This window comes from Streptococcus gallinaceus, assembly GCF_024170225.1.
In the GTDB taxonomy this organism is placed as follows: Bacteria; Bacillota; Bacilli; order Lactobacillales; family Streptococcaceae; genus Streptococcus; species Streptococcus gallinaceus.
Genome location: NZ_JALJXU010000010.1, coordinates 19716 through 39835 on the forward strand (window position 1 = coordinate 19716; position 20120 = coordinate 39835).

The 20120-nt window shown below is 31.0% G+C and carries 19 protein-coding genes; all 19 read right to left on the minus strand.

The features are described 5' to 3' along the window. Position 1: 1 nt before the first annotated feature. Positions 2-1279, minus strand: a complete 1278-nt coding sequence (locus J2T50_RS09845) for a lanthionine synthetase C family protein (protein WP_253366191.1) — start codon at positions 1277-1279, stop codon at positions 2-4. Then, on the minus strand, positions 1272-3068 hold the full coding sequence (locus J2T50_RS09850; RefSeq protein WP_253366192.1) for an ABC transporter ATP-binding protein: 1797 nt from the start codon (positions 3066-3068) through the stop codon (positions 1272-1274). The genes J2T50_RS09845 and J2T50_RS09850 overlap by 8 nt, the downstream gene beginning before the upstream one ends. Then, entirely contained in the window at positions 3061-6036 is a 2976-nt protein-coding gene (locus J2T50_RS09855; protein ID WP_253366193.1) for a lantibiotic dehydratase, read from the minus strand. The genes J2T50_RS09850 and J2T50_RS09855 overlap by 8 nt, the downstream gene beginning before the upstream one ends. Positions 6037-6276: 240 nt before the next feature. Next, positions 6277-6444, minus strand: a complete 168-nt coding sequence (locus J2T50_RS09860) for a gallidermin/nisin family lantibiotic (protein WP_253366194.1) — start codon at positions 6442-6444, stop codon at positions 6277-6279. Between the two features lie 345 nt (positions 6445-6789). Beyond that, the gene (locus tag J2T50_RS09865; protein WP_253366195.1) at positions 6790-7476 is read right to left on the minus strand and encodes an ABC-2 family transporter permease; all 687 of its coding nucleotides are present in this window, start codon (positions 7474-7476) and stop codon (positions 6790-6792) included. Continuing rightward, positions 7454-8191, minus strand: a complete 738-nt coding sequence (locus tag J2T50_RS09870) for a lantibiotic immunity ABC transporter MutE/EpiE family permease subunit (RefSeq protein WP_029180363.1) — start codon at positions 8189-8191, stop codon at positions 7454-7456. Before J2T50_RS09870 ends, J2T50_RS09865 begins: the two co-directional genes overlap by 23 nt. Beyond that, positions 8184-8885, minus strand: a complete 702-nt coding sequence (locus J2T50_RS09875) for an ABC transporter ATP-binding protein (RefSeq protein ID WP_013851903.1) — start codon at positions 8883-8885, stop codon at positions 8184-8186. Before J2T50_RS09875 ends, J2T50_RS09870 begins: the two co-directional genes overlap by 8 nt. Positions 8886-9056: 171 nt before the next feature. Continuing rightward, a complete protein-coding gene (locus J2T50_RS09880; RefSeq protein WP_253366196.1) occupies positions 9057-10421 on the minus strand; it encodes a sensor histidine kinase in 1365 nt (454 codons plus the stop codon). After that, complete coding sequence (locus J2T50_RS09885) at positions 10399-11097, minus strand: response regulator transcription factor (RefSeq protein WP_013851905.1); 699 nt, start codon at positions 11095-11097, stop codon at positions 10399-10401. Before J2T50_RS09885 ends, J2T50_RS09880 begins: the two co-directional genes overlap by 23 nt. A gap of 40 nt (positions 11098-11137) precedes the next feature. Then, the gene (locus J2T50_RS09890) at positions 11138-12511 is read right to left on the minus strand and encodes a S8 family peptidase (protein ID WP_253366197.1); all 1374 of its coding nucleotides are present in this window, start codon (positions 12509-12511) and stop codon (positions 11138-11140) included. Between the two features lie 96 nt (positions 12512-12607). Continuing rightward, positions 12608-14491, minus strand: coding sequence for an SAG1250 family conjugative relaxase (locus tag J2T50_RS09895; RefSeq protein WP_253366198.1), 1884 nt, complete (start codon positions 14489-14491; stop codon positions 12608-12610). Continuing rightward, positions 14478-14843 (minus strand): MobC family plasmid mobilization relaxosome protein, encoded by a 366-nt coding sequence (locus J2T50_RS09900; RefSeq protein WP_000431640.1) that lies wholly within the window; start codon positions 14841-14843, stop codon positions 14478-14480. Before J2T50_RS09900 ends, J2T50_RS09895 begins: the two co-directional genes overlap by 14 nt. 2 nt (positions 14844-14845) lie before the next feature. Beyond that, entirely contained in the window at positions 14846-15208 is a 363-nt protein-coding gene (locus tag J2T50_RS09905) for an SAG1252 family conjugative relaxosome accessory protein (protein WP_013851909.1), read from the minus strand. A gap of 388 nt (positions 15209-15596) precedes the next feature. Further along, positions 15597-16451 carry a hypothetical protein gene (locus J2T50_RS09910; protein WP_044758815.1) on the minus strand — a complete coding sequence of 285 codons (855 nt, stop codon included), beginning with the start codon at positions 16449-16451 and terminating at the stop codon, positions 15597-15599. Between the two features lie 6 nt (positions 16452-16457). After that, positions 16458-16922, minus strand: coding sequence for a Mov34/MPN/PAD-1 family protein (locus J2T50_RS09915; protein WP_253366199.1), 465 nt, complete (start codon positions 16920-16922; stop codon positions 16458-16460). Next, positions 16900-17748 carry a HesA/MoeB/ThiF family protein gene (locus J2T50_RS09920; RefSeq protein WP_253366200.1) on the minus strand — a complete coding sequence of 283 codons (849 nt, stop codon included), beginning with the start codon at positions 17746-17748 and terminating at the stop codon, positions 16900-16902. Before J2T50_RS09920 ends, J2T50_RS09915 begins: the two co-directional genes overlap by 23 nt. Further along, complete coding sequence (locus J2T50_RS09925) at positions 17745-18638, minus strand: E2/UBC family protein (RefSeq protein WP_253366201.1); 894 nt, start codon at positions 18636-18638, stop codon at positions 17745-17747. Before J2T50_RS09925 ends, J2T50_RS09920 begins: the two co-directional genes overlap by 4 nt. A 35-nt stretch (positions 18639-18673) precedes the next feature. Then, complete coding sequence (locus tag J2T50_RS09930) at positions 18674-19696, minus strand: cyclic GMP-AMP synthase DncV-like nucleotidyltransferase (protein WP_253366203.1); 1023 nt, start codon at positions 19694-19696, stop codon at positions 18674-18676. A gap of 108 nt (positions 19697-19804) precedes the next feature. Then, complete coding sequence (locus J2T50_RS09935) at positions 19805-20101, minus strand: hypothetical protein (protein WP_253366205.1); 297 nt, start codon at positions 20099-20101, stop codon at positions 19805-19807. Positions 20102-20120 lie beyond the last annotated feature (19 nt).

The following is a 20120-nucleotide window of genomic DNA, read 5'->3' on the forward strand; positions in this document are numbered from 1 at the left end:
GCTACTTCACCTCCTTTATAACATCATCAAATAATAAGAGTGCCCTTTGCCAATTTGTTGTAACCTTTAAGTTATTTAGTTCGATCATTGTTAACAGAATTCCAATTATTCCATCTAAATAACCAAGATTATCTTTTGTTTTTATATTTTCAAATTCCGCGGTAGTATTAAAACCATATGTCATGTCTTCTCTAAAATCACTAATTAACTTTTCCTTAAGAGATTTTATACAGTCATCAAAATCAGTTGTTTTATAAATTTTTTTAAAAAATAGGCAAATCTCAATTGCTCCAGAAAATCCGTGACATAAAATAGATTGTTCCAAACCATTACTTCTCCTGATGGACGCTTTCAAGATGTTACAAGCTTTAGATTTTAGTTTCTTATCTTCTAGAGCCAAACTTGAATACAGATATAGCAAACTAATTCCTGGGCTACCGTAGCACCACGCATCTCGAATAAATCCATACTGTAAATTGCTTTTTTCTGTTTTCTTTAGTTCAATATCGCTTAATCCCTCTTTCCACATATAATTTTTTAACTCGTGTTTTTCGTATAACATTATAATTTTTTTGATTGCTGCAATAGATTTTTCATTAGAATAGCCTTTTAATTTTGAATAAGACAACATTACGCCAACACCCGCAAGGCCGTGTGCTAAACCAAAATTTAGACATCCTAACGGATAAAGCTTAGACTCTGTCTTGGACATTTGATTCTTTGATTCCACATAGAAGCCTGTTAAAGTAGAATTTTTTAGTGAAAACTCAGACAAGAAATTGATAATTCTGTTTATTATATAATCATTTTCATCTTGCTCCTGAGATAAAAGATAAACTAATACTCCAGATACTCCTTCTATGATGTCATAATCTGTAGGAGAGATTTCCTTAATATCTATATTTTCAATCTTACTTAACGTATAGTACTTAATGTACTCATTAAAACTAATCAATAAGTTATGATATTCTGGGTGTTCTTCAACTAAATGAAGTATACTTATTCCAATTCCAGAAACTCCTGAAAATAAAGAATCCGATAAAACACCATAATTTCTCATTTGTTTAACCATAAAGTTAACATATTTACCCGTTCTAACGGAGTATTTTCTTTCACTAGTTAAACTTGTCAATTCTGAAGATAATAATATCAATCCAGGTAAACCGGAAGACAAGGTCAATAAATCATAATTCGGTTGTTCAGCATATATTTTTAACTGCTCATCAAATTTAGCAAATACTTTCTCAGATAAATCAATAATAACTTTATTTTCATCCATCAGACTCCTCCTCGTACTTTTCTGAATAGTAAAGTTCCCTATAATATTTAGATTTACTTATAAGGTCGTCATGTTTTCCTTCATCAATAATTCGTCCATCTTGCATAACTATAATTCGATCTGCTCTACTCGCAGCCATTAGATTATGTGACACAAACAAAGCAATCTTATCTTTAGAACGAGTTACAAATTCATCAAATATTTCTTTCTCTGAAACAGGATCAAGCGCTGAACTTGGTTCATCCAAAATGTATATGCTTGCATTCTTGAAGAAAGTCCTAGCCAATGCTACTTTTTGCCATTGTCCTCCTGAAATTTGTCTACTATCGTTAAACCAGGTCCCTAAACGTTGATTAAGGTTGAAATTGTTTTCTGCGGTTAAGAAATTTAATTTTAAGTTATCAATATGTTTCTTTATTTTGGAGTCAGATATACTGTTTACATCACTTAGGCCAATATTTTCTCTCACAGATAATTCAAACTTCACAAAGTCCTGAAAAAGAACAGAAACATTATTTTGATAATAACTCAAGTCTAGGACATCACTAGATTCGTTATTATAATATATTTGACCCTCTGAAGGTTGATATAATCCCGATAGTAATTTTACTAAGGTACTCTTACCAGAACCATTCTTCCCCACAATTGCTACAAGTTCACCCTTATTAAACTCAACATTAATATCCTCTAAAGTTTTTTTGACACTTCCTGGATAGATAAAAGAGAGATTATTGACTTTTATTTTGTCAATGCGCTTTTCAATTCTTGAGATTTTACTATTCTGAATTGAAATATTACTTACTTCCATATCAAAAAATTTAAATAATTGTTCCATGAATAAACTTGTGTTATAGATGATATAAGTATTTTGGATCATAGATTGTGAGTAGGTATTTACACGAGTTATTGCTTGAATAAGGCTTACAAAATTACCTACTAAAAGTTTACCGCTTCGAATTGACTGTATCATCATAAAAATAGCTATACCATTAATAAAATTCAATAAAATATCCAAACTTCCTCTGAAAAGAACTTTCTTTTTCGAAATATTCAAATCCTGATTCATAAAATTTCTTTTCAATGTTCCATATTTATCGATGAAATATTGACTAATACCATTTAGTTTAATCTCTTTAAATGAAAAATCATGAGTAAGAAGATAATTGATGTACCAAACTTCCCTCTCCGAATTTGCTCGCTCCCATTGAATCAAAAATTCTAGCTGGCCAACACGCATAAAAATTACTAAGGAAATAACAGGAATTATCAGTAAAAAAGTCGATACTGCCACATTCCAAGTGGACACATAAATAATACTTGTTAATAAAGATAGAAACCCTGTAATCACACCAATGATAGCATTGAAAAGTTGGAACGGCTTATATGTACTATCTTGTACAATATTTTCAATGAGATTATATGTATCTGCTTGTTCAAAATCTATTAAATTTAGAGATGATGTTTTTTTCAATAACTTCAAATTGAGATTATAGGACAAGTTCATATTAAATTTCTCACTTATATATGAGTTTAACTGACTTAGTATTGATAGCATCATTTGCATTAATATATAGACAATTAATACTGAAAAAATGTTACTTCCTTTTTTTAAAACAGCATTGATTAATTCTTGATAGATAAATAAGCTTGCTAAAGGAATTATTGATTGTAATATGTTTAAAATTATTAGATAGCTAGCATATTTTCTTTCTATTCGAAAAATTAATCTTATTGTTTTAGGAATTGTCAAAATTGTTTGAAAAAAATTTTTTAGTGTAAATTTATCCATGATTGTGCCCATTTCTAAATTCTTCACTGATTATCAATCCGCGAATTATAGCATAAATCTTAGTCTCATTTTCTCTCTTTATACCAAATAAGCGATTATTGTGTACATGAATGATACTATCATAAATGATATATGTATAGTCATCTAATAATTGAATACAACTGTCTGATAATTTCTTAAGTCTTTGACATAGTTTAGATAGTTCTGGAAGAAGATTTATTAAATATCCCTTTATTAAGTACAAATCAATTAATGCAGTATTCCTATTTTTATCTCTATTTTGACTGTCTAAATGCTCTGGACAAGCAAATTCTAAAAATTGTATTATTTCTTTATTGTTATCTTTAAAAAATGATTTGAGATAAAAGTAGTTAAATATTATTGCTAAATCATCTATGGTTAAATCTAATCTTTTCTGCCGAATTAAACTTAATGAATTGATGACTATTTCAGTATCTAGACAAAAAATCTCTTCTACCAAAGGAATTCTTTCTAGTCCCCCATACCTTTCGATTTCTCTGTCATACGTTGAAATATCTATATTTGATATTAACTTGTTTTGTATGCAGAGTTGAAAAATCTCTTGAATTTTTTCAAAACTTTTATATAAATTCTGCGTTCTTATCCTTAGTCGGATATGAAATTTTGGATCAGTATATCTGATATAGAAGCTCATCCCATCATCTAAATTTACTAACTTCAAAATTTGAGGCATTATATCCGAAAGAAATTCCTCTTGCCTATCTGCCGACATATACAATTTAAAGTAGAGCCATTCATCAAATGGTATTTTCTGTCTAACATTTGTCGGAATAACCTCTGGTAATATTTCTTTTATGTACCTAAGTTCCTTAATTTCATCCTTAGCAAATACTGGAACAACTATATCAGAAACATAAGTTGTAGATTCCTTCTCTACAAGGTGTGAATCAAAAATACACTCTGATAGACATAATTCTTCATTTTTATTACTACTTTTTCTTACAATATCTTCAAAAAGTTGATTATCTAGTGGATTATTACGGTTAATCAATATTCGATTATCACTGTTATCAACATAAAATTTTGTCGGAAGATTGTTTTCAAGAATAATCTGATGGATATCCTTCGACAACCTCCTTCCACTAAGCCTCCAACGTTCAGGAGCAACAATAATGTCCTTAAATACTATTCTAGGAATATGAGAAAATTTTTGATAAACCATCTCCCAAGGGAATATTCCGAAATGATCTTCTTGAGCTATCTCACATAAAAACCGTAATTCATTGCTAAACATCATTTGGTTATACATATTTGTACTATAAAATTTTAAGAGTTCCTTAGTTTTGAAATTTCTAGCATAAAAACTATTCTTAGAATCAATACCAATATATATATCAGATAAAATTTGACTTCTCTTATCCATATTCGTAAAAAGTGATAATACTTTTTCTCTGACATTTGTTGTGCGCATAACATTAGCATGACGAAGATTCTCTGGTAAAAATGTTATTTCACAAGAGTTATACCCTGATACGTGATTATTGTTTTCAACAATTTGAGTGATAGTTTGATGATAATGTTCCAATTTATCTGATAGAATAGAAAACCTGCCTGAGCTAGCTCCTAAGTTCTTAGAACATCCTGTATTAGTTAAGCTTAGTACGCTTTTACCATCTACTTTATTAACATAAAAGAACAACTCAAATCCTACATTGATTTTATCTTTGTCTTGATTAAAAAAATCTTCTTCATTATAAAGTTGAATATTTCCACCTGTTTCTAAGGCTTTTTCAAAATTATTGAGATATTCTAATTCTTCTTTTTCACTAAAATATACAGTAGAAGGCGAAGATTCCCAGAAATCATTTTTGGGGTGCTGATATCCATATGGAGAACCAATTCCTAAATTAGAATCAAACAACTCCATCAACTGAACTTCTCTATTTACTCCGTACTTATCTAAAAATTTTTCTTTATAATCATCTAAATAAGTACGCTTTACATGATCTGAATTACTTACTAGAAACTCAGCAAATTCTACTATCTGAGTTTTATTTTCATTACCTAATTGGATTTGACCATCATTATAAAGATCAATTTGAAGAAAATTAGGAGTTTCAACTAACGATGACATTAACTTGTAGATTTCTTGAAGCTTTTCAATCCCATCCCCAATTTCCAATTCAGAATATTCAACAATTAAGTTGCTAATTGCTATTAGTTTAAAATAATAAAGATTTTGCTTATCGATTTCTTTGACTTTAGAAATGAATTCTTCAAACTTAAAATTCATTATTAATTCTGAATTAATATTTGAAATTAGAAAATGACTATCAATCAAACTCATGATATATGATGTTGCAATATCTCGATACTCTTCACCATAGGATTCAACAAGTTTTTCTATAATACAGTTAAAATATACATATTTATCACAACAAAGCTCATCAATAAGTTGATAAACTTTAGTGAACTTTATGTTGACTTCTTCAATTTTAGTATCATTTATAGAAAACAATTGAACAACTCTATCTCCAAATTGATAGTTGGCTGGATTTATTTTATAGGCTAATTCTCGAGAATATTCCTTCTCAATCTTAAAAACTAGACGTATTAACCACTCTGAATCCAAGAGTACTTTTTTTAATGTTTTTCCATTCAAGTTTAATTTCTCTGTAGAAGAAAATGAACCTATTGAAGTTTCACTAAATAAACCAAATGGTGTTGAGCGCTCCTTACTACGCTTATAATATTTATATACAGATTCTGATAATTGGTTGATTTTTTTCCTTTTCATTGAATCACCACTATAATATTTTTGAAGCGATTCATATAAACTCCTGCTGGCTACAAATAGTTGCTCCTGGAATATCTTATTCTCTCTTATAGTTTCTAAAAATGAATTATAATCACATTCCAACAATTCATGTATTCCAATGATTGCATTACGAACCAAAAAATTATTTGTAGTATATTTATGTTCCATTAGCAGCTCCAACTTCTAAATTATTTTTATAAATCTTCAAATATTATTTTGGAAATTTATAAAAATAAAGGTAGTAGACTACTATCCACTACCTTTATTTTAGCAATAGACATATTCGTCTAAAGAGTAATATCCTAAGCAAATATTCTAATATTTAGAGGGACCTTACTCGAAAAGATATAGAGTCCCTTTCTTTCTTAGTCAAGATTTGCAAAAAGATAGTTACTAAACAAATCAATTTTATCCAAAATGGCAACCACAAGTTGCGGTTTTGATTGCACAGGTCATCAAAATACCCGTCTTACATCCAGGGGTACATAATGATACACTAGTTACCCGAGGTGAAGCTCCTGAGTTGTTTTCCTTTGAGATTGTGACAAGATCTAAATTGAAATCTTCATTGTTCATAATAAAATTCCTCCAATTATTTTTTCTTTGTTCGAACAAATATATTGTAAGATACCTAGTTCAGAATTTGTTCATAATTATAGAGAATAGACAAATTTTTTATTTAGAATGCATGAAATATTTATACTGATACTCTGGACAATTAAATAAAAAGATAGTTGACCAATGAAACTACTGAAAAAGTCTGATATTTTTAAAATATCATGAACAATACTGTCTTGAAAAGATAATAAAACAGACATAAAAAGCGGATGACCTGCAATCTTTAGATTTCAAAATATGCTGTCATTCGCTTTTTATCTATTGAATTTTGTTGTATTCTACTCTTTTAGTGACCTCTAAAATTTACCTCTTTTTACATATTTTTTGAATTTCAACATTATTCATAACAGCTAAATTACAAAAATACGATAATATGATAAAACCAATTAAGTATACTAGAATCATAAAAATTTCATTTTTCCCAATTTCTAGAATCATATTAACAGGTAAAACGATAGGCAACCAGAAGATATTTAAAAATACTTTATTGGTTGCAAATATAATAAACAGACATTCGATAAAAGAAATTACTAGATTCCCTCCCTTTCCCATGATAAGACTAAGTAACATATGGAAATGGTTAAGTAAGACTAATAATAACCAAGTAATCACACCAACATACGCAAAGTAAGAGAGTCTATTAAATTCAACTCCTACCACTATCCAAACTGGAACTCCCAATAAAACCATAAGTAAGTCTGTCGAAATAAGCTTTATTCCCCAAATTATTCCACTATTTTTTTCGCTTTTTATATTTTGAAAGAAATTTGCTTTTTCCTCTTGTTCATGAAGAGAAATAGAGAAAATTGATGCTAATATACAATATCCTAACATAGGTAAAAAAATGATATTTTCAATTACAACTGAATTATTTGTAAACTGTAAATAAAGAGGAATTGTGAATAATTGAATAATTGATAAAATTAAAATAAGATTTAAAGTAAGAGAGCCTTTCAACTTTAGCAACTCACTTTTTAGAATTTTGTTCATTAGTTATCCTCCACTTCAACAAACTAAGGAAACTCACAAAAACTAAGATTGAAAGAGATACTGATATTAAAATTGTCGATATTTCAACTCCACTTAATGCTGCCTCTAAATCACCTGAGGGTTTTAAATGTAAAAGAGCATAAGCAATTTTATAGTGATAAGTATAAGGAAATATGAACCAAACCGATGTCTGAGCTATTAGAGGAGCAACTAATAAGCAAATAAGAGAATTTGTAGCCAACAACAAGTAGGGATTTATCCACTTTGCTAGAAAATATAATAGTGGTAATACCCAAGCAGAAGAAACACCAATAAGTAATAAACAAATCAAATCTTTACCAATGTCTACTGACATCACACCTGAAAAAAGAAATGAGATGCCATAAAATATTATCGTAAAAATAAAGGTTGAAATCAAAACATCCTTGAACTTCAACAGTATCTTCGCTAAATAAATAGTAAACGTATATCTACCCAAGCTAATATTTTGAAACGCACCTGCATTCTCCTCCGCGCTATAATCAGCTAAAAACAATAACCCAAGGAGAGTGAAAAGAAATCCTCCCTCCCACCAATAAATTGAAAAACTTTCTAAATTGAGAGGTCCTGCTAGTATGAAAGCTATAAAAATTGCTAGCAAAGGAATAAGGATTAGTAATTTTTTATCAGAGCTAGATTTTTGCTTCAGCCACTCAGATTTAAAAATATTAGTCATTTCCATCACCTCCATGGACAATTCTAAAGAATAGGTTTTCTAAATCATTTGAATTCTTATTAGTATCATCGTAAAAAATCTTGCCCTGATTCAGTATAACGATTTGATCCGCAATTTTGCTGACTTCACTTAGTTGATGGCTGGACAAGAGGACTGTCATTCCAGATTTTTTTAAATCCCTAATTAAATTTAGCAATTCTTTTATCCCATCTGGATCTAGACCATTAGTTGGCTCATCTAAAATTAATAAATCAGGATTGGTAATAATTGCCATTCCTAAACCAAGTCGTTGCTTCATTCCTAATGAAAAGTGCCCTGCCTTCTTTTTTCCAGTATCAGATAAACCAACCAACTGAAGTACCTCATAAATTCTTTCATCTGGAATATCATGTAGCAATGCTCGTGTTTTTAAATTGTCAAATGCAGAAAGATTCAAATAGATAGCAGGAGATTCAATCAACGCTCCAATATCAAATCTATTTTCTTCTACAATATCCTTATGCTTTCCATTGAAAATGACTTCTCCACTATCAGCTCTTTCTAACCCAAAAAGAATTTTCATAATGGTGGATTTCCCAGCCCCATTTACTCCCAGAAGACCACAAATAGTACCTTCTTCAATTTTAAATGAAACGTCTTTTAAAACCTCTTTGTCTTTATAGCTTTTTCTTAGATTTTGAATGATAACTTCCATTTTTTCTGCCTCCATTTCTTTTATTATAATACAAAAGAAATTTCAGTATTTGTTCAGAAAAAAAGATTGAGCAAAAAGTCGATATCTCATTGATTTTTTCAAATTTTCGAAACAAAAAACCGCATAAAATCAACGTTTGTAAATGAAAAATTTCATGCGGTTTTGTTTATATTAGGCTTTTTGACCAGCCCCCTGAAAATTTTTAATCAATAAAGTGACCTGTGCACCACCATTTTGTGGATTTGAGAGTACTAATTGACCTTGATGTTTCATAGCTATCTTTTGAGCAAATGAAAGTCCTATTCCGTAATGCTTATCATTTCTTCCTTTATTCTCTGTGTAAAAAAGTTTTCCTCCATCTTTAAGAGACTCTTCTGTAAATGGTAAACCATTATTCCAAATCTCAAAACTGATAAAGTTAGAACTTTCAGATATAGTCAGTACCACCTTGCCCTCTTCTGAACAAAATCTAGTCGCATTAGATAAGATATTTATCAAAGCTCGATCTAAGTTGAGACGATTTCCTTTAATCACTCTGGTATGGGATTCATTAACTATTTGAAAATTAATTTTTTTTGAAGACATAATATCTTGACATTCTAATGATAATTCATCAAGAAATTTTGCTAATTCAATATCTTCCTGATAATTCTTATCCTCAATTAGCAACCTTGAGTAATTAACCATTGAATTAAAATACTTTTCAAATATACCAACACTATGATTCATTGAGGACATAAAATCTAATTGTTTTTCATCTAGATTAGTCATCTCAAGCAACTCGATATTCCCCTTTAAAACAGTTAATGGTGTTTTAATATCATGTGCTAATGCAGCAACTTGAAATGACAAATCTTCTTTATCTTTTTTCTCCATTTCTAATAACTTTGTCAACTCTTCGTCTTTTTGATAAAGCGTCAATAAAATGTTATTACATTCTAGGATTTCAGTTTCTTTATGTCCAATATCCATTCCTGGTATTCCCATATTCAGAGATATTTTTTCAATTAAACGAAAATTTTTTGTAAATTCTCTTAAGAGCCTGATAACGGAGATAGAGATGAGTAGTAACTCTAGCACTATAAAAAACAAATAAGAGACTAAATTATAGGAAATATGTCGAAAGTTTCGATTTACAAATTCGGGCATTGTTGGTCTTCTAATAACCAAAATAAAATCTGAGTTTTCATATTCTGTAAACAATATAGACCCCTTGCTAACCGAACTTCCAGTATCAAAAACTTCTTTATAATATTGTAAATCCTGTTTTTGATATTTTCCAGAGACCAATTCGCCATTATCGCTATCAAACAATACATAATCAAAGACAGAGTAATCCATTTGATTCTTAATACTGCTAGCAGATTTACTATCACTAATTGAAATATGATAGTCTGTTCCATATGTATTCAACTGACCTGTAAAAATAAGAACGTAGCTCAATACAAGCAACATAATAACATTTGCAACTGTACCAATCACTATTTCAAGGACTGTCCTTAAAATCCGCTTATTAATTGAATATCTTTTCATCATTCCACTTATATCCCATCCCCCTTATTGTTTTAATGGGATTAATTCCATAGGGAACAAACTTGACTCTAATTTGATAAATATATTCCGAAATTGAACGAAATAATGCATCTGCTTCATCATCATAGACACATTCATAGATTTCTTCTCTTGTATAAACCTTATTTGTCTTACTAGATAATAGCTCTAAAATATCATATTCCCTTTTAGTAAGAGAAATAGCTTCACCATTAACACACACGAGTTTTTCTTGAAGGTAAAATGTTAGTGGAAGTAATTCTCGAATAACAGATTCATTAGATTCAGCATTTCTATAACGTTCTTCTCGTTTTAAATGCGCTGCAACCTTGGCAACTAGTTGATTAACACTAAATGGCTTTGTTATATAATCGTCACCACCAAGATTTAAGCCAGATACAATATCATCTTCAGAATCTTTTGCACTGACAAAAATAATCGGAGAGGATACTGATTTACGAATCTGTTTACAGATTTGCAGACCATCAACATTAGGCATCATAACATCAAGCAATATTAAATCAAATCCATCAAAATCACTTATTTTTATAGGAAGCCTAACTTCTTGATAAGTCGTCACATTATAGTTTTTCATTTCTAAAATTGTTCGCATCAATTTTACAATTTCAAAATCATCATCAACTACCAAAATCTTATACATACTAGGTACCTCTTTTATCTCATATTACTATTTTACACTATTATTGCACAAAATTTGTAATATTTAGTAGCCTAATTTGTCCATTGTTTCCATTATTACTAAAAAAACAATTATCATATAAAATTCGAATAGCTTCATCTGGTTGGTCCTTCAAATTATACTTTTCTATAATCAATCCTAAAGCTGCGGAGACTTTAGGAGTCGAAATTGAAGTCCCATATGCATATGTATACTTTCCTTCAAGCGTTGGAACAAGAATCCATTCTTTTTCATATAATTTATCAGCTACCCATTTATCATATCCTACTTTAGAAAGCGCTTGACTTCCACCTCCTGTTGCATAGATATCAATGTCACCATTCCCTTGATTTGAGAAACTAGATACAAGATCGTTATCATCTACTGAACCAACTGTAACAACATTGTCTAATTCAGCCGGAATATCTTGTACAGTTCCATCAACTTGACTATAATCTTTTCCTCTTAAACTACCAAGGTAGTTTTTTAATTCATCTTGATTCTGTAAATCCATCCCTTCATCACCTACTGAAGCAACGACAACGGAACCTTGATTATGAGCATAATTAATTGCCCGTTGATAGATATTGATCAAAGCTGTATCATCATCTTCATCAGTGGAATCTCTTAACAAATATTCTCCTAAACTAAGGTTAATAACATCAACATCATCTTTTGATGCTTGAATGAGCGCTTTGAGAATCCATTGGTCTTGAGCATTCCCTTCATCAAAAACACGATACATTCGTATTTTCATGTCAGGTGCTATCCCTAAATATTCTCCACTTGATGAAATTTGTCCCACAACAGAGGTCCCATGCCCAATTTTATCTACAACATTTTGGTTATCAACTATTCCTGTTTCCAAATTTGATGTGAAATTTTGTACTGAAATAATGTGTGAATAAATATCTGGATTATCATATGTAATACCAGAATCTATTACACCAATTGTTGCTTTACCAGAGGACTTATGTTGAAATTTACTTCCAGTACTAATACTCTTTTGCATATCCCACTGATTTCCCCAAAAATCTAAATTAGTATTTGTATAAACCTTGTCCCCATACAAATAAGTAATATTAGGCTTTACAGTCATAGTATTATCTATAACTATGTCATCAATATAATTAGAGTTTTCTTTTTTTATTGTATCTTCACTTTTTTCGGTAGAAATAGTTAAAAAATTTATTTCAGGTATTTTATCAGTAACTTTAATTCCTTGGCTTTGTAAAACATCTTCTACATCCTCAATAGATTTATTTTCACTAACTAAAACATTATAACTAATTTCCTTATTTTCATTAGCACTTACTCCTGATGACACAGAACCGCTAGCTAATATAACAATAAACAATGATATAAAAACATTCGACAATAAGCCTATCTTTTTCATAATATCATCTCCTTAGTTTTTTATTCCTTTTTATCAATTTTATTTCAGAATTTCTTCAGAGTACTCAATATTTGGTATCAATAAATCCGAAAAATGCTATTCTTTCACATTTTTTTCACTGTGTTCAAATTTTAGTTCATCCTTGCTTGAGTCTATTTCATTTAAAATTTTGACAAACTTTTCCAACCTCCTTATTAAATACTCATAATCATCTATTGACTTATCTAACTTAATTTGATAGATTTCGATTTCTTTCTCAACTTGTTCCAGTTTTATAGCCGCAGTTAGATTCATCTTGGCATAGTCATATTTGGCCAAGCGGCGGTTCTCTATATCGTTATTGTCCAGGTTAAGCAAGACTTCCGCAACCTTGTTGAGATGATCTATGTGTTCCTGAATCTCTGTAATGGTCAAATCTAATTGAGCAATATCCTTAATAATCTCGTCTTTAATATCTTGATAAGACTTATTCTCCGTACCCAACTCAATAAGAAGATTAATCTCTTCAATCTTTTTATTAAGTGTGTCAATGGTCGGTCTTTTTCTTTTAGAGATAGTCTGGCTATCATTGGTTAACTGACGAATGAGTTCACGCCCTCGCATATAGCGATTGAGTTCGGACGCCTCCTTATTGTAAATGAAAAATTGTGCGGTCTCACGGATAAAGGCATGGTAGTGTTTACCACTCTCTGTCTCTTTAATATCTAAATGACGGTTTGGGATAAAGACCAAGCCATCTTTTTTAACGCCGTAATTCATTCTGACAAAGAGACCATCTTTGACTAACTTATCAATCTGATGGTCAGCTAAGACGACCTCAAACTCTTGAACCTGGTCTCGTTTCTCCTTAAATGCCTGATAAGCCTCTTGCAAGTCTTCATAAGCTAGCTTTTCCTTATCTTGTTCCTCACAATATCCCTCAAAGTCGGAAATAAGTTGCGACTGGTCAATATCAGGAACTTCTCCACGTTTCTCAAAGTAAGTCTCGAAAAATTGAACATCGTAGAGATTTTTGGAACTGACTTTTTGATTATTGACTGTAATGCTCTGACTATTTTTTGTTAGAGTAAACGCCACATTCTTTTGTTTTAGAGACATAGCAAGGTTGAGTTCTCTTGCAAACTCCAAAAGTTGTGAAAGGTCACGAACTCTGGGTAAGAGAAAATCTAAACATTGCTCAATCGCTCGCTTGGCAAAGTGCTCTCGAAAGTATTCCTCGGTATAGGGTTGACGTTTATCTAGTTGCTTGCCTCGAATAACTCGCTTCATAGGCATATCCGTCATCAAAAAACGAGCGTATTTTCTTGAAAAATCAATCTGAACATTCAATGCTTCTGCCTTGGATAAAAAGTCGTCAAAATCCTTACTATTCTCCATCAGAAAATAAAGACGTTGCTTCAATTCAAATTTGTGATTACTTTTGCGATAGGTCACAAACTTCTCATGAGAATAACGGTTCGGTGTGATAATTTTGGCACCTGCTTCTTTGGAAAGACGGTCAGAAATCATCCGTAAATTTCTCTCCTGAGCATAATCCCATTTGAGTTTCTTATAAGAATTGAGGTCAACAGAATTGATGAGGATATGGTTATGAACATGCGACCTATCCGTATGGGTTGTCACAATAAAGCGAAAGTTTCCGCCAGTCAACTCCTTTATCGTCTCATAACCAATACGATTGATTTCTTCAGGTGTAAGATTATCCTCAGGTGAGAATGACTGGATAAGATGATGAGCATGAATTTTATTTTGCTTGATTTGTTGCCGGTCATTTCTCGAATCGTAAAGCCTATCATTATTGACAAAGTTTGCCTGATACATCTCAACTATTTCTTCATAATTAGGGAAGTCGAGGTAATTGCTCATTCCAAAATCTGAAACCAATTTGAGTTGGTCAGTCTTAGCTGGATTTAGAATATACTTGATAAGACTTTTACGGTATTTGTTGCCATGAACCGCAAAATGCTTAGTGACTACCATAAAATTCCCTCAACTTTTGACACTTGACATAGAAGTCCTTATCAACTTCCGCAATCAGCTGACCTATGCCCGTTTTCAAATTATCTCGCTGCTCTACTGTCAGAAGTTTTGTCTGATTGACTGTTTTAGCTATCTGGTTAATGTTATTGCCAATTCGACGTAATTCAAAAACCAAGTCTTGGTAGTTACTGGTATCAATTGTTAAAAAGGTCATATTTGGATTAAGCAAAACCTTTCTGGCATAAGCAGAAAAATTTTGACAAGAACTTTGGCTAATATGATTGTTCAGGTTCGCAAGTTCCTGGTCTGTTAAAAAGACTTTTTTGAGATTGGTTCGATAACGATTTTCCATATCTAACCTCCCATATACTTATCTCGAAATTCTGAACTGAGTGGTACTGCCTTCTCTACTTCTGTCATCAGTTCTTGAACACAAGTCAATATAATTCTTAAGTGTTCTGACGTGACCTGATGGCCTCGTTCCGCTAGAGTCGCTACCTGTAAAATATCTCTACTGATTTGTTCTGTTTTTTGAGATTGCCACAGAATAAACCAATCTCTGATGTCATCCTTGTTATTGACAATGTCCAATAGTTTTTGTCTGACAAAGGGAGAAAACTGCTCCGCATTCTCCTTTCTCATCAGTAGTTGAATCTGCTCAAATTCCTCAAGCGTCAAGTTGATTTCCTTACGAATTGTCCGATAACTTTCTGTCATGATGATACACTCCTTCTCACATTTCCCTCTAGCGGGTTAGCACCGATACCGTATCTGATACGGGGGCTTCCTAAAAGCCTCAAATCTTCCCTTTTCGGCTTTTGCGAGCTCAGATATTGTGTCCACAATATCCCAAAAATCATATCGCCAGCTGAAATCCTTCCAGTTTTGACAGCTAACGATAAGATAACTTGGTGGCTTCGCCTCCAAACCCCCAGTGAAAAATCGAGGATTGATTTTCTTAGGAATGATATTAGGATAATAGAGGTGATTTGGAAAAGGTATCACATCATCAAAAAAATAAGAAAAAGAGCCAGGTGGCTCTCTAAAAAATAATTGCAATAAAACACTAAGAAGAGTTTTACAATTCTCAACCATTGATTTCCTATTAATTTTCGTATATTACAAATGGAGCTTTGTAAATTTTTGTTTCATCCATCTGTATAACTGAGACTTTATCAAAACCTGATCTATCTAATGTTAAAAATGCTTTTCCTACAATTCCTTGTGTATTTAATGGATTTGTTGTCATGAATAGATTAACCTCATTATAGGTGTTAACTATTTTCTGTACCTCTTCTCGAACTGTACTAACTAATAGAGGATTGTTATATCTGTTGCCACTATAATTTCTTTGCGATGAAATTTTTACTGTTGTATTTTCCAAATAGTCAGGTGCTAATTTTTCTATAGGAATATCATATGTATCACATACTAATAAATTTACAACTTTATTCTTTTTGTTTTCAATTAGATACTCAACAATAATTTCTCCTTGAAATTCATCATATTGAACAACTGATGATTCAGAGATAAACTCTGAAAAAACTCCATTATTAATAAGTTCAAACTGCATTGGTATTGAGACACCTATAAGTTGTAACTTTCGATAACCTAATAAATTTGCTGCAATCCACAGTCTTTTATAACAGTTATGAAGATATACAGAATGACCATCATTAAATGTTCGTTCAGCATTGTTTTTTCTAAAAATCATCAATAATGAAGTAGAGATTAATAAATAAAGAACTATATAAGTAGCGGTAGAATTATCAGGAATTATTTCAAAAATAGCTCTTGTAAAAAAATTGGTATTTGATATTTTTTCAACTTCAACCAGGGTCAAACTCTTCCCAATCAAATAACAAATCAGAATTGGAAATATAAAAATTAACACTAATGGTAAATAAAATTTTTGAGACCAAAAAAAGAATTTCTTAAATAATTTATTTTTTCGATTCATACGTATCTATACATCCTTAAAATAGATTAGAGTGGATTGCCACTTATTTGATTCCCCAAAGTAGAATCTACCAGCCCGAAGTCCAACTATCAAAAAGAATAACCTGTCATCATTATCTGAGATAATTTTTTCCCATGAGTGAATGTCAACACAAGATGCAATAGGTATATCTTCAGGATGGGTATGCCATTCTCCAATTAAACTTATAAAACCTGAACTTTTACCAAAATAATCATCTGCAAACTTCTGGTGATATGGAGAAGTTTTTGAGAATTTAAATCTACTTCTTACATCATTATCCTGTGGTTCTGAAAAATTTATAATAAGTATCGAATTATTTAAAAGTCTCTTACCAACAAAAATACCACCTGCTTCAGGTTCCAAACCCAATTGCCTAAACTCTAGTAATGAATTAAAAATATCAGATGGTATTACAATTTGATATTTATTATTCAGTTTTACATATATCAACTTTATAATCTCCGTTACACTCTGGACAAGATATATTTGTTCTTAAAGAAACATTTAATAAATCACTATTTTTTAAACAATTGTAGTATCGAACACTATATGTAAATCCTTCTTTTCCAAACTGTTTATCTGAACCAATTTCTGATACTAGTCTGTTTTCAGAAGAAAATTCCCCATCCAAGTACTGTAAATATACTTCTATAGCTTTATTTGCCAAAGAACTAGGCGCAATAACATTATAAGGAATAAATGAAGAATAACAGCTAGCTAGACGCTTTTCAAATATTTGATTTTTCTCTGCAAAAGAGGCTCTATTATTAACAAGATGCCCATCTTCATAGTTCATACACATATAGCATCCATTATTTTGCGGAGAAACTAGTAGGTTATGATACCCAACTCCATATGGATCTAACCAGCAATACAATACCGTTTTTCCAATCTTTCTGAAAAAATGATTAATTTCAAAATTAGTTTTAGTATCTCCGACACAAGAAAAAACAAAATCATATTCATAAAATAAATTTGGATTCTTCCGAACTATTTCTTGAAATCGGATACCCTCACATTCAATTTCTAAATCAGGATTTTCTTTTTTCAATCTATCTTCTAAAGCGTCTACTTTTTGAATATTATCTATTATACTATCCATACCTAAGTAGTGCCTTGAAATGTTATCGACCGTTAAAAAATCAGGATCTATTAAAAAAAGTTTCTCTATACCCATTTTAGATAAATTGTTTGCAACAAATGATCCTACAGATCCAAGTCCAACAATTACAACTTTTTTATTCAGAAAATCATATTCTTGGGATGTCCTACTCACTCTATACTCCTTGTCGAATCTTGTAATATATACTGGAGTAATATTGAAACTCCCATTTTTGGATTTTTTAGCCTTAGAACCAATTTTTTTCTATCTTTATTTTTTTGTGGTACCTTATTATCAATTTTAAATGGATATTTGGAAGTTCTAGACTCAAAAAGCGCACCAAACAAAACATAATCATTATCAGATATAGGAAGTGATAAAATTAATATGAATGACTTTCGTTTCGTTTTACACCACTTTTGGAAGCGGTGTAAAACACCCGAAGATAGATTTCCTGTGATCATTTTCTTAAACGTTGCTTCTGTTAGTTCATTCAGGGGATTAGGAGGAATCACAGAATTCGAATCTTTAAGTGGAAGTATATAAACATCTCTACTTTTTTTAGAATGTGGCGCAACACTCCCTTTGAGTTGTGAACCATAATTAAAAAGATGGAATTTCTGATTCGATAGGACTAATTCATATTTCTCAAATGTACTGACCCTGGATAAATAACTTCGAATCTCTATATATTTTGTTTTTGACTTCAAACAACTGATATGCCAATATGAGAGAAACTCTTTCCTGAGCTCTTCGGTCATTTTTGGTGTATCCCAACTATCCAGTAATTCCTTTACTTTTTCACAGCAATCTTTTAATAAGCCACTTGGATTATTAAAGTCCCAAATTAAATTATCTTCTGAAATGTAACACAATTTCCCTTCGGAACCGACATGGCTGTACCATTTATTAAAATGCATATAATTTGAAAGATAGATTTCAGGAAGTGAATGGGGAAAATCATTAGAAATGATAATTTTTAAGGTAAATTTTTTATATTGATAAAAATAGCATTCCTTATCTTCTAATTCCAGGCTCTCTGAAGGTATTTCGTCAAAGTACATCTGGAATATTTATTTTTTTTCTAACATACACGCCTCTAAGCACTTGGATAATCACTGATTATAGCCCGAGTTCCAAAGTTTTCTGCTGTCTCTTTTTGTTCAATAATAGGAAAATCATCACCAAACTGTTTACTCAATACTTTTGTAGACTCACTTAAATCAGTAGAATCTATTGCCTCATCTAGTGAGTCTCTTAATTTTTCTAATTTATTCTTAAAGGCTTCCATTTGTATATTTGATACCCTTTCATATACATCAGTATATGGCTTAACCGGTAAGTAAACCTCTAATCTCGGATAAAATAACTTTCTATCAACATCATATGTATCCGAAAATGAATTAATCATAGTATTTACTAAATTTCTTAAAGCTGAAATATCATCATAAGTAGTATTTCCTGATAAATAGTCTACTTTTTTGCTTACAGAAAAATTACTGACAGCAAAAACTGAAATTCCAATTCCTGTCGGTCTATTATCTTGATTTTTAAATTTGAGATCTTTCCATCTTTTTAAGTAACGAATTACTCTCCGAAATTGGTTTCTGTCTTCGGAGTTCTCCATAGCATTATTAATTTTTTTCGTTAATTCTACAGGGTCTGCTTCCTCCCATTTAATATTTTCATCAATACTATTAAGTTTTCCTCTGGCTAAAAAATAGTTATCATTTTCAGTACAATACACCGCTATATCAATGTGAACATTATCTTCAGGAAATGATACTGTCACACATGGATTTTTTACTTTGACTCTATTTTCACCAAATTCGGAGACTAATGCATCAAAAATAAATTTCTTTATCTCTTTAGGAGAATTCGAATGTCTATCAACATCGATTTTTAAACCTCTATCTAAGTCATAATCTCCTTCATCAATTGGCAAAATACCTGTGTAAGTTGAGTAGCTTCCTTGGTTGAAAAAGCTTTTTCCAAATTCTGAAACACCATTGTTAATTACTTCTTCAACCTCTTTACGTTTGTCGATTAAAATCTTTTTATCATCAGCATCTAGCTTAATTGTGTCGTGAAATTTAATAAACTGTGACTGTAAAGTTGGCATGAGTTCCTCCTTAAATTAACGTCGTTATTTATCTTCATTATATCATGTAAAACGACAATTGTTGAATTATTAATTGAATGATAAAAAAACTTCTCTATAATTGGACTGTTATTTGTTATTATTGCTCTCTCGCCTACCTTGTCTAAATCTCTCAATGTTTTTTTCCAATTGTTCCGTGTTAAGTTTATTTTTCGCTTCATGGATTGACCTATCAAGGCTTTGTTCCTCAGTGGTTATATCGTTTCGAGATATTTCTACTCTCTCACTAGACTTGAAATTTGGATCAAAGACCACATCTAAAAGTTGCTCTACTTTGGTTAGTTCAATATCCGACATCTCCGACAGTCTATGAATCAGTCGTTTAAATCGGTCTTGATTCTGTGTTTTATTTTGAAAAAATTTCATTATCTTCTCCTTACATTGT

What these genes read in the sequence shown, in the direction of transcription:
- J2T50_RS09845 (WP_253366191.1), bottom strand. Translation starts at nt 1,279, where the DNA reads ATGGATGAAAATAAAGTTATTATTGATTTATCTGAGAAAGTATTTGCT.
- J2T50_RS09850 (WP_253366192.1), bottom strand. Translation starts at nt 3,068, where the DNA reads ATGGATAAATTTACACTAAAAAATTTTTTTCAAACAATTTTGACAATT.
- J2T50_RS09855 (WP_253366193.1), bottom strand. Translation starts at nt 6,036, where the DNA reads ATGGAACATAAATATACTACAAATAATTTTTTGGTTCGTAATGCAATC.
- J2T50_RS09860 (WP_253366194.1), bottom strand. Translation starts at nt 6,444, where the DNA reads ATGAACAATGAAGATTTCAATTTAGATCTTGTCACAATCTCAAAGGAA.
- J2T50_RS09865 (WP_253366195.1), bottom strand. Translation starts at nt 7,476, where the DNA reads ATGAACAAAATTCTAAAAAGTGAGTTGCTAAAGTTGAAAGGCTCTCTT.
- J2T50_RS09870 (WP_029180363.1), bottom strand. Translation starts at nt 8,191, where the DNA reads ATGACTAATATTTTTAAATCTGAGTGGCTGAAGCAAAAATCTAGCTCT.
- J2T50_RS09875 (WP_013851903.1), bottom strand. Translation starts at nt 8,885, where the DNA reads ATGGAAGTTATCATTCAAAATCTAAGAAAAAGCTATAAAGACAAAGAG.
- J2T50_RS09880 (WP_253366196.1), bottom strand. Translation starts at nt 10,421, where the DNA reads ATGATGAAAAGATATTCAATTAATAAGCGGATTTTAAGGACAGTCCTT.
- J2T50_RS09885 (WP_013851905.1), bottom strand. Translation starts at nt 11,097, where the DNA reads ATGTATAAGATTTTGGTAGTTGATGATGATTTTGAAATTGTAAAATTG.
- J2T50_RS09890 (WP_253366197.1), bottom strand. Translation starts at nt 12,511, where the DNA reads ATGAAAAAGATAGGCTTATTGTCGAATGTTTTTATATCATTGTTTATT.
- J2T50_RS09895 (WP_253366198.1), bottom strand. Translation starts at nt 14,491, where the DNA reads ATGGTAGTCACTAAGCATTTTGCGGTTCATGGCAACAAATACCGTAAA.
- J2T50_RS09900 (WP_000431640.1), bottom strand. Translation starts at nt 14,843, where the DNA reads ATGGAAAATCGTTATCGAACCAATCTCAAAAAAGTCTTTTTAACAGAC.
- J2T50_RS09905 (WP_013851909.1), bottom strand. Translation starts at nt 15,208, where the DNA reads ATGACAGAAAGTTATCGGACAATTCGTAAGGAAATCAACTTGACGCTT.
- J2T50_RS09910 (WP_044758815.1), bottom strand. Translation starts at nt 16,451, where the DNA reads ATGAATCGAAAAAATAAATTATTTAAGAAATTCTTTTTTTGGTCTCAA.
- J2T50_RS09925 (WP_253366201.1), bottom strand. Translation starts at nt 18,638, where the DNA reads ATGTACTTTGACGAAATACCTTCAGAGAGCCTGGAATTAGAAGATAAG.
- J2T50_RS09930 (WP_253366203.1), bottom strand. Translation starts at nt 19,696, where the DNA reads ATGCCAACTTTACAGTCACAGTTTATTAAATTTCACGACACAATTAAG.
- J2T50_RS09935 (WP_253366205.1), bottom strand. Translation starts at nt 20,101, where the DNA reads ATGAAATTTTTTCAAAATAAAACACAGAATCAAGACCGATTTAAACGA.